This is a genomic window from Paenibacillus phoenicis, from assembly GCF_034718895.1.
GTDB lineage: Bacteria > Bacillota > Bacilli > Paenibacillales > Paenibacillaceae > Fontibacillus > Fontibacillus phoenicis.
Genome location: NZ_JAYERP010000001.1, coordinates 4,173,384 through 4,184,186 on the forward strand (window position 1 = coordinate 4,173,384; position 10,803 = coordinate 4,184,186).

The 10,803-nt window shown below is 52.8% G+C and carries 6 protein-coding genes; 5 read left to right on the top strand and 1 reads right to left on the bottom strand.

Annotated features, from left to right (window positions below; translation table 11 throughout):
• Positions 1-15: 15 nt before the first annotated feature.
• Positions 16-2,232: a helix-turn-helix domain-containing protein gene (locus tag U9M73_RS19685; RefSeq protein WP_323078698.1), complete on the bottom strand. Its 2,217-nt coding sequence runs from the start codon at positions 2,230-2,232 to the stop codon at positions 16-18.
• Between the two features lie 353 nt (positions 2,233-2,585).
• On the opposite strand from U9M73_RS19685, the gene U9M73_RS19690 reads away from it, so the two are divergent.
• The 5 genes from U9M73_RS19690 (at position 2,586) to U9M73_RS19710 (ending at position 10,799) form a co-directional block, all read left to right on the top strand.
• Positions 2,586-4,877, top strand: a complete 2,292-nt coding sequence (locus tag U9M73_RS19690; RefSeq protein WP_323078700.1) for a helix-turn-helix domain-containing protein — start codon at positions 2,586-2,588, stop codon at positions 4,875-4,877.
• Positions 4,878-5,078: 201 nt separating this feature from the next.
• Positions 5,079-6,122, top strand: a complete 1,044-nt coding sequence (locus U9M73_RS19695) for an ABC transporter permease (protein WP_323078701.1) — start codon at positions 5,079-5,081, stop codon at positions 6,120-6,122.
• A gap of 15 nt (positions 6,123-6,137) precedes the next feature.
• A complete protein-coding gene (locus U9M73_RS19700) occupies positions 6,138-7,043 on the top strand; it encodes a carbohydrate ABC transporter permease (protein WP_323078702.1) in 906 nt (301 codons plus the stop codon).
• Between the two features lie 138 nt (positions 7,044-7,181).
• The gene (locus U9M73_RS19705) at positions 7,182-8,849 is read left to right on the top strand and encodes an ABC transporter substrate-binding protein (RefSeq protein ID WP_323078705.1); all 1,668 of its coding nucleotides are present in this window, start codon (positions 7,182-7,184) and stop codon (positions 8,847-8,849) included.
• Between the two features lie 234 nt (positions 8,850-9,083).
• Positions 9,084-10,799: a right-handed parallel beta-helix repeat-containing protein gene (locus tag U9M73_RS19710; RefSeq protein ID WP_198136165.1), complete on the top strand. Its 1,716-nt coding sequence runs from the start codon at positions 9,084-9,086 to the stop codon at positions 10,797-10,799.
• Positions 10,800-10,803: the final 4 nt, after the last annotated feature.

Genomic DNA, 10,803 nt, shown 5'->3' on the forward strand with positions numbered 1-10,803 from the left:
CAGATTATAGATCTTTTACGTTGCACGGTACATATTGCGGTATTCCCCCGGCGGAATGTCCTGAAATTTCTTGAATGCGCGGTAGAAGGAATTCACGTTCTGATAACCGCTGTTGATCGCCACCGACTGGATCGAATCCTCCGTTTCCAGCAGGAGTTGCTTGGCTTGCTGCATCCGAACCTTCAAGACATAATCCACAAATTTCTCCCCAATTTCCTCTTTGAAAATAACGCTTAGCGCACTGGGCTGAAGGTTCAAATAGTCGCTGACCTGAACCAAGGAGAGACCCGGATCGGTGAAATGCGCATCGATGTAATGTTTGGCCTGCATCGCCAAGCTATGATGCCTGCGGGCTTGCCGGTCTTCCTCCACGCAGGCTTCGAACTGATTCATGAGGCTCATGAACTGTTCTTGAAATTCTGCCAGCGTCTCCGCCGTTTCGGTCAGGCTGGCGAACCGGTCTTGATAATCGCTTTTCCAGCGCGTTTGAATAGGGGAGGACATGGCCAATACAGCCTGTTCCATCCGTTTAAGGAACGCCTGTGCAAACTCCGCCATATCCCGCTTGCGAAACCGCATTTTACTAAGTTCACCAAAGACTTGGGTTAGTTTCTCCCGCCATTCGCTTTCATTCATGCGGAAGGACTGGGCGGCATAATCCAAAGCTTGCAGGTATGCATATCGGTCCAGATTCATAATGCCGGCGCTTTTCCGATTATCGATGATGGAATGGATGCCAAGCACCGTCTTCAGCTCCACATTCTCCACCGCGTTCCGATAGGAATCCGCGAGGGTATCAATCGAAGTCGAATCGGCTCCGATGCCGATCGTTAGCGTCAGCTCCAGATGCTGATGAATCCATTTTTTAAATTCCTCTGCATAAGTGATGGTCGCCTGGGTATTGTGCGGATCGGCGGTGTGATGCACGACAAAGGCGATGCGATGCGGCTCCATCCAGGCATGCCAGACAAAGGCATGATGGCTTTGTCCCAGATCGCGGAAGGCGCTTTCAATAATAAACTTCAGCAAATGCTGGTCTTTGACCTTATATTTATCCGTAAACTCGGCGTATCGGTCCAATTCGGCAACCATCACGCCTAACCGGTCATAGGGGGCGGACAGATTAAACTCGGCCAGCCGTTGCTGGAATTCTTCATCCGTAAGCACGAGATGCCCGGCTAACAGATCGTGAAACAGCCGCTGCTGCCGCAGCAAGCTGTCTTCCTTGTGCAGGTTCTCGTAGTCCAGCGACCGCTTCAAGAGATGGTCCAGCGCTATTTCGATGAAGGTGAACTCATTGTTCGCTCCTTTAATGCCCAATTCCTCGCTTTTTCGGTTCGAAAACTGGCTGACCTTTTCCATAATCGATTGAATCGGCTTGTAATGGATGTGGGTGATGATCGTAAACCCGATCAGCGCCAGCAGGATCAAGATGACCCAAATGACCATCCACGCGTTGGAGAAAAGGGCCAACCAGTTGTAGCCTTGATCATGGACCCCCTCCGAAACATAGGTCCAGCCGGTATAATCAGACTGAACTTGAATCGGGTTCATCGTCGGCGCCTTGTCCGGGGATTCCGAAGCGGCAGCGGCATCAATTAATCGAACATGGTTGTAATCGCTTTCATCAAAAGAATTAAGATATTCCATAAAAGAGCGTTGATACACGTTGACCACAAGTGCCCCGCGCATATCGTCTCCGGTATAAACAAATTTCACCAAGGAGACCACCTGCTGCGCTTCCTCTCCTTGCGGCGAATAAGCGAAAGAGCGTGGATTAAACCAGCCTGCGGATTCCTTCCTGCCGTAGTTGGCTGTCAGGAAGTCTGCATCCCCAAACGCCCGCAGCGAATAGGACCCCAAATCCGAAATGATCCGTCGTTCGGCTTCATTGTAAATGTAAATGGTGTTGGCAAAAGGCAAAGTTAAGCTTAGGTCAATCAGTTTTTTCTGCAGCAAGAAGTCACCCAATGCATCTTGTGAGGCGTTCGCGAAGTAGTCCTGAATCTCGCCGTCCATCAACACCTTGCTGACGACGTTGCGCTCGATTAGCATGAGATTCGCATCCGCGTTAAAGACGATCCGATCGAGGATCGCCTTGTTGGTTTCCAAGTATTTTCGCTCGGAAGCGTTGTTGAGGGCTAAGAAAATCACGAAGATCATGGAAGAAATGATCACGAAGAGGATCGGAGCATAGGAAAGAATCGTACGGTAATACCAGTTCATTCGCATATCCAACTCTCCTAAACCGTTTCATTTATTATAAGAGATCCCATTCATGTTGTTAATTCACAATTTATTCGAAATTCTCATTTTTTATTTGGCGCAGGTTGCACACTTCGTCGAACATTTCTGCAAACCCGCGCCGCTGCGCGGTTCTGCGAGGGACAAGCCGGGAAAATTGTACGCTCAGCTACCCAGGAGTACCTATCCAAGCGAGGCGAACCTCGATATGCTTGGATTGAAGGGGCGCTCCATGCCGCTGGACAGAATGAAATGGCTATATAGATATAATGATGAAACGAAAAAAGCGGACGGCTCGGCTGTAAATGAGAGCGCTACCAATAAAGATGGGGGGGCATCCCATGCTTCGGCATTCCCGGGTTTTCCGCAGCTTTCTGATTTCGTATGTCGCTATCCTGCTCATTCCCTGCATCGGCGGGTATATCTCGTACCGGACTTCCATCTCGGTGACGGAGTCGATCTCCATCGAGAACAGCGTCATTCAGCTGGAGAGAAGCCAAGAGCTGCTCGAGCACCGGATGGCGGAAGTGGAGGGCATGACTCGGCAGTTGGCAATCAGCCAGGAGATTAACGCCCTGATGAACGACCGAGGTACGGAGAGGGATGTGTACGGCATCTGGAAGGCGATGCGCAACGTTCTGACGTTTGGGCAAACCAACGATTTTTTGCGTAACTATTTTATATATCTGGCGAACTATAACTTAATTATCACCTCCGGATCGTCTTACCGGCCGGAGCATTATTATGAGTATTTTCATTATGATAATCTGTCGTTTGAGGAATGGGAGCAGCAGGTGTTGGGCACAACCCACCGCAGCGAAATCAAACCGCTGACTCCGTTTAGCGAACGGGACATGAAAACTTCCGTGATCACCTACATGCAATCGCTGCCTCTGGATAGTTTTAACGATACCTCACCAGCGATCGTCGTTGTGTTAATAGATCAGAAGACGATTGCCGGACTGTTATCCGGTTTAACGGAACAAAGCGGCGGGTGGGTTCATATCTACGATGCGGAGGGCAATACGATCTTCCTTCAGGGGGAAACGGTACCGGATATCGCCAAGCTGCACTCTGATCCGAAGTTTGACGAGAGCAAGACGAGCCAATTTTATGGCAGCGATCTCGTGATCACGACGCGATCCGATAAGAACGGCTGGGTTTACCAAGCCGGCATCCCACGAAGCACTCTCATGGAGAAACCCAACCAGATCAAACGGATCTCCTGGATGATTACGGGCGGCGCGATGTTAATCGGATTGCTGGTGGGCTTGTTCCTGGCTTACCGGAACAGTCTCCCCATCAACCGATTAATCGGCGTGATGAAGGAGCAGTTCGGTAAGGATGACGATACGGGGCACAACGAGTTTGATTTCCTAAGCGGGAACATTGCCGGCATGATTACGAAGAACAAACTGCTGGAGGCGGAGCTTCATCGCCAGCTTCCGCTGGTGCGCGACGCTTTCCTGAAGCGGCTGATTGCCGGGGAATTTGAATCGCGGGAGGAGATCGTCTCTGCGGCGGCGCAGGCCGACATTCCGCTCCGGCAAGGCGAAGGCTATGTTGGTATTTTGCAAATCAACGGATACGCCGGCATGGATACCGTAGAGGTGCTGAATGAGCTAAACGCCGCAAGGCTGCTGATGAAGCAGGCGATCACCGAGCTTGCAGGGCCGGTGCCGATGACCGATTTGGGGTCGGACAAAATCGTACTGCTGTTCTTCTGCGAAGCGGATCAGCTGCCAGGGCCGGCGGAGGAAGAGCGGATTACCACACTGATGGAGGAGCTTGCCCAGCATGTGTTCGCCGAATACAAAATCTCGATGCAAGCCGGATTTGGCGAAGCCTTTGCCAGCGTCACGGAGGTCGGCCAATCCTTCGATCAGGCGAAGCAGGCCCTGGAATATGCGGTTTACTTGAACAAGAAAGGCATCCTGTGGAGCCATGAAACGCAAAGCACAAACACGACCTACTATTACCCCCTCGATACGGAGCATCGCCTGATCAGCACGATCCGGGCCGGGGAGCTGGAAGAAGCCCAGAAGATTATCGATTCGATCATCGCGCAGAATTTGGAGCAACGCGAGCTGTCGGTGGAAATGAAAAACCAGCTCGTCGGGGAAATCAAGGGGACGTTCCTCAAGCTGCTGGATCAGAAAATCTTCCTGGAATCCCCGTTGTTCGAGAGCGTCAAGCAGCGAATCATTGACATCAGCCCTACTGTGCCGCTGGAGACGATTCAGCAGGATATCCATGGGATTATGGAAGAATTGTGCGGTTTTATCGCCAAGAAGAAGAAGGATTCACACGCCCAGCTGATCAAACAGATCTATCAGTATACAGCCGAATCCTATGCCGACCCGGACCTGACGCTATATCGGGTTGCGGAGTACGTGGAGCGGCCGGAGAAATACATCTCCCAGCTGTTTAAAGAAGTGACCGGGGTGAATTATTCCGATCATCTGATTAAAGTGCGGATGGACCAGGCCGCATTGCTGCTGAAGGAGAGCAACTATACCGTTGACGAAATCGCCGCCCGGGTGGGGTACAACAGCTCCCACTCGTTCCGGCGGGCATTCAAACGGTTAACGGGAGTTTCGCCCAGCGCTTACAGGCAGTCCTTTCAGGATTGATCGGGATCGGCCAGACGATTCATCCATGTTAAGTCCATAACGTACAACCGCCTAGCAGCGGCCGTACCTTCCGAATGAGGAAGGGTGCGGCCGCTGTTTTTTATTTGCGGAATCGTGGCTCCCGTACCGAAGGATGTTCCCTGAAAAACGGGAGAACTGTACGCCAAAAGACGGAAGTGTACCTGTTCAACGCCGCCAAACATGCCCTATGATCGACTCGAGAAGAAAACGCTATCATCCATCAAGGCGCTTACAAAACTTATAGGGGGAATTATTCTGGAAAAACAACTTGCTTTCCAACCGGATTACGTCCCGGACGCCAAGCGCAAGGCCAGTTACTGGCGTACCGCGCGCAGAAATATCAAGAAGCACTGGCAGCTGCATTTGCTGGTCATTCCTCCCATTTTGTTTTTTCTGATTTTTAAATACTACCCGATGCTGAATGCGGTGCTGGCGTTCAAGGACTACAACGTGATCAAAGGGATCTGGGGAAGTCCGTGGGTAGGGTTCAAGCATTTCCGACTGTTTTTTGAAAATCCGCAGTTTTGGACGCTGGTGAAGAACACGATTTTTCTCAGCGGGTATCTCATCCTCGCCGGATTTCCGATTCCGATTATTCTGGCGCTGATGATCAACGAAATTCGCGCCGGCCGCTTCAAGAAGTTCGTGCAGCTGGTTTCCTTTGCGCCGTATTTCATTTCGACGGTCGTCATGGTGTCGATGATTATGCTGTTTCTTGCGCCCCGGCTCGGCTTTGCCAATATCGCACTGAATTACTTCGGGTTTGAGTCCATCAATTTCCTGGGGGAACCGGGCATGTTCCGTTCGATTTATGTCTGGTCGGACATTTGGCAAACCGCGGGTTATAACGCCGTGATCTACTTGGCAGCTTTGGCGGGCGTCGATCCGACGTTGTACGAAGCGGCGAAGGTGGACGGGGCCTCGCGGTTCCAGAAAATTCGCCACGTCGACCTGCCGGGCATCGTACCGACCATCGTGATCATCCTGATCCTGAACGTCGGCAACGTCATGGCACTGGGCTTCGAGAAGGTGTACCTGCTGCAGAATCCGCTAAACCTGGTCAATTCCGAAATCATTGCAACCTACGTTTACCGGATCGGCCTGCTGAATGCCAACTACAGCTTCGCCACCGCGGTCGGCTTGTTTAATTCCATCATCAATCTCGTTCTGCTGCTGACCGTTAACGGTTTGGCCAAGCGGCTGACGAAGAGCAGCATCTGGTAGGAAAGGAGTTAGGGTATGGCAGCTACAGCAACCCCTAAGAGAAGAATCAAAGAATCGGCGGGAGACCGGATATTTATCGGCTTCATCTACGTGATCCTGACCCTGCTCGTCATCATTGTGCTTTATCCGCTCATCTATATCATCAGCAGCTCCATCAGCTCTCCGGCGGCCGTCACCTCGGGCCGGGTCTGGTTGTGGCCGGTGGACCTGTCGTTTAGAGGCTTTGAAGAGCTGTTCCGAAGAGGTGAGGTAATCACCGGCTATCTCAACTCGATCTTTTATACGACGGCCGGGACCCTCATCAGTGTCACGTTGACCATCATGATTGCTTATCCCTTGTCGCGCCGGTCGTTCTTCGGCCGGAACGCGCTAATGATGGTCATTACCTTTACGATGATTTTTAGCGGGGGCCTGATTCCCACCTATATGGTCGTGAAGGGGCTGGATCTGATCGATACGCGCTGGGCCCTTTTGATCCCGAATGCGATATGGGTATGGCAGGTGATCATCGCCCGTTCGTTTTTCCAGACTTCTATTCCCGAGGAGCTGCTGGAAGCGAGTGAAATCGACGGCTGCAGCGATTTGAGGTTCATCTGGAGCGTCGTACTGCCGCTGTCCAAACCCATCATTGCCGTGCTCGTGCTAATGTATGCGGTTGGGCAGTGGAACGCTTATTTCGATGCGTTGATTTACTTGAAATCGGCAGACCTGTTCCCGCTGCAGCTCATCTTGCGAAGCATCATTATCCAGAACAACAGCGGCAGCAACATGGATGCGATCGCCATGGTCGAGAAGCAGCAACTGGCTGAGTTGCTGAAATACTCACTGATTGTGGTGGCTACGCTGCCGGTATTGATTATTTATCCGTTCGTGCAGCGCTATTTTGTTCAGGGGATGCTGGTCGGTTCGGTGAAAGGCTGATCCTTGCACCTCCGAAAGTGGCAGTTGCGCCTGAAGGCGGCTGACTTCATGATAGAAGGAGGTGATGCTCTCGATAGGCACCAAGAGAGTTGCAGAAGGGAAGCGAATGACATCTATACAAAAAGGGAGCGATCAAATTTGAAAAAAATCCTGCTTAGCATGTTCATGCTGGTTCTAGCGATTACGCTGGTCCTCAGCGGCTGTTCGGGTAAAAATACAGAGAGCTCGAACAGCGCCCAAGGCAACGGCTCGCCCGGCGGCGCCGAATCTTCGAAGCCGGTGGAAATCAGCGTTTTCGCGGTTCAGGAATCGGGCATCGATATTCCGACCAACAAATTTACGAAGTATATGGAAGAGAAGTTTAACATTAAATTTAATTGGCAGATTAACCCCTCTGACGGCGCGAAGGAGAAACGCCAAATCTCGCTGGCGAGCGGCGACTATCCGGAAGCCTATCTGCTGACCCATTACATCGATGAGTTCTCCCAAGCGGACGTACTTAAATACGGACAGCAAGGGGTGTTCATTCCGCTGAATGATTTGATTGATAAATACGCCCCTAACATTAAGAAAGCCATGGAAGAAACGCCGGAAATGAAAGCGCTGTATACCGCCCCGGACGGAAACATCTACGGACTTGGCGCTTACACGGAGTGCTTCCACTGCTCTTATCCGAATAAAATGTGGGTGAATACCGAGTGGCTGAAGAAGCTGAACCTGGAGGAGCCTAAAACAACGGAAGAATTCAAAGCCATGCTGCAGGCGTTCAAAACGCAAGATCCAAACGGCAACGGCAAAGCCGACGAAGTGCCGCTCAGCGGTTCCATAGAAGATTTCGGCGTACGTATCGTGCCGTATCTGATGAACGCCTTCGTTTATGATGATGACCGTAACTACTTGAACCTGGAAAATGGGAAAGTGGTCTCGGCAGCGATCAAGCCGGAATGGAGAGAAGGTCTGGCTTACATCAAATCGCTGTATGATGAAGGGCTGATTGATCCGGGGGCCTTTACGCAAAACGCCGAAGCCTACAAGAAAATCGGGGAAAATGCGGATGCGGAAATTCTCGGTGCTGGCGCAGGGATGCATCCCGCGATTTTCGTCAACATCGATCCGGGCAACACCCGTTCCGCGCACTATAACCCGCTGGCGCCTTTGACCGGACCAAACGGGGTTTCGTACGCCACGCATGATAACGGCGGCGTCACCTCGGGAGCCAAGTTCGTCATCACAAACAAGGCGAGCGAAGAAGTTCAAATCGCATTAATCAAAGCAATCGACTACTTGTACACGCCGGAAGGGCAAACCAATGCCGCTTCCGGGTTGAAAGGCATCGACTGGACCGATCCGGAGCCTGGGGATAAGGCGCTGGGTGAAGGCGTAACCCCGATGGTCAAACAAATTCCGATGAAGGAAGGCGAAGCGCCGCGTAACGCAGGCTGGAGCGGTATGGGCCATTTCTACATGCCGAAGGAATACCGCGACACCTGGGTGCAAGGTGAAGATATCTATGCTTCGGACGGGTATGAACGCAGATTGTACAACGCCTCGCTGCTCTATCAGGGACATGAACCGAAGGAGATCTTCCCAATCTGGGCAATCTGGATTGATCCAAGCGTGATCGACGAAGCCAGCATGCTGCAAACGAACCTGAAAAATTACATCGAGCAAAGCCAGCTGCAGTTCATCACTGGCAACAAGGATCTGGACAAGGATTGGGACGCTTATGTGAAAGGTCTGAAGGATCTGAAGCTGGACCGCTATCTGGAGATCTTGCAGAAGGCTTATGATCAGTTGGCGAAATAATTGGATCCCCTCATGTCGCATGATCGCGGCTTGAATCCAGGCCGGCCTGTTGGGCCGGCGTTCCTTTTTTCTAGCTCAAAAGGGGCGTTTTCCGGCATTTTTCTTCCAAAACAGCGATAGATGGAGAGGAGCAGATGTGTTATGTTGGGCGAAGATAGGATAACGCCAGGACTAGCTTCTGAACACATGTTGGGTACGCTCCGTTCGGAGGTACCCGTGGAGGATGAACCACCTGTGACTGTGATCTCCTTAGGTTATTATGGGGCCCGGCCGGATACGCAAGAGGATACGCAGCCAGCCATGCAGATGGCGTTGGAGGAAGCCGCGCGAACGGAAGGGCCGGTTGTGCTGGAGGTGCCTTATGGCCGATATCATTTTTACCCGCAATCGGCGATCCGAGCTCCTTATCATGTCACCAATACAGCAAGTGAAGAGGAGCATTTCGATATCACGAAAACGATCGGGATACTGCTGAAAGAACAAAAGCGGTTGACCATTAGGGGGAACGGGTCCCTGTTCTTGTTCCACGGCAAGCAGACGATGCTGTTGATCGACGGCAGCGCAAATATCGTCATCCATGACCTTCACTTTGATTACGCCGTACCGACAGTGACGGAGATGACCGTGGTGCATTGCGAGCCTGAAGCGTGTTGGATGGAGGCGGTGGTGCATCCGGATTCGAGGTATGACATTCAGGAAGGCCGGCTGGCATGGGTTGGCGAGGGCTGGCGCTTTCAGTCCGGACCCATGCAGCTATGTGACCCGGCCGAAAATACAACCTGGCGGGTGGACAACTGGCTGGAGCAGGCGACGACCTCTGCGGAGGAAGTTGGCCCTGGACGGGTAAGGTTTTATTTTGACCGCACCATCCCTGAGGGGCTGGCCCCCGGCCGCGTGGTTCAGATGCGGGATGGAATCCGCGATCAAGTGGGGGTCCTTGTCCATGAAAGTGCGGATATCACGTTCTCCGGCTGCGGGTTTCATTTTATGCATGGGCTTGGGATGGTGGGGCAATTCAGCGAAAACCTCGTTTTCGAGCGTTTGGACCTGTCGCCACGGGCCGAAAGCGGCCGGACGGTGGCCGGCTTTGCGGATTTCATCCATGTGTCGGGCTGCCGGGGGCGAGTGGCAATCCGGAATTGCCGGTTTGCCGGCGCGCATGACGATGCGATCAACGTCCACGGGACATACTTGCGAATCGTCGGCCGTCCGGCGCCCAATCAGCTGCTGGTGAGGTTTATGCATCCTCAAACGTATGGGATATCCGCCTTCCGCGCCGGAGACGAGGTCGGCTTCGTTCATGCGGATACGCTGGTGACCTATGGAAGCGGCAGGGTGAGCGACGTTCTTCGGTTAAACCCCCGCGAGCTGCTGATTACGCTGGAGCAGCCTGCCCCGAGGGAGATGAGGGCGCAAGATGTGGTCGAGAACATCACCTGGTCCCCGGAGGTGGAGATCACGGGCAACCACTTCGCCCGTATTCCGACGCGCGGGGTGCTGGCTTCCACGCGGCGGCGAACCGTAATTCGCGGCAACGTATTTGAAAGAATCCGGATGAGTGCCATTCTTGTTGCTGCTGATGCGCATTCCTGGTACGAGTCGGGCGCGGTAGAGGAGATGGTCCTCGAGGACAATCGATTGATCGATTGCGGCGGTGAAGCGCATGCGGTGATCACCATTGCGCCGGAGAATCGGGAGGTGCACCCGGAGAGATCGGTTCATCGCCGGATTGCCATCGTGAACAATCGTTTCGAATCGGTGCGCGGCTTGCTGCTGTCCGCGCGCTGCGTACAGGATTTGGTGTTTCAAGGGAACACGATATCGCTGGCGTTCTCTGGGGGAATCGACCAAGGAAGTGCTATCCGGCTGGAGGCATGCCCGGATGCGGTGATCGCGGAGAATGTATTCCTCGGCGGTGACGAGCAGGCGAGAGAAACTAAGATCTGGTAGGGGA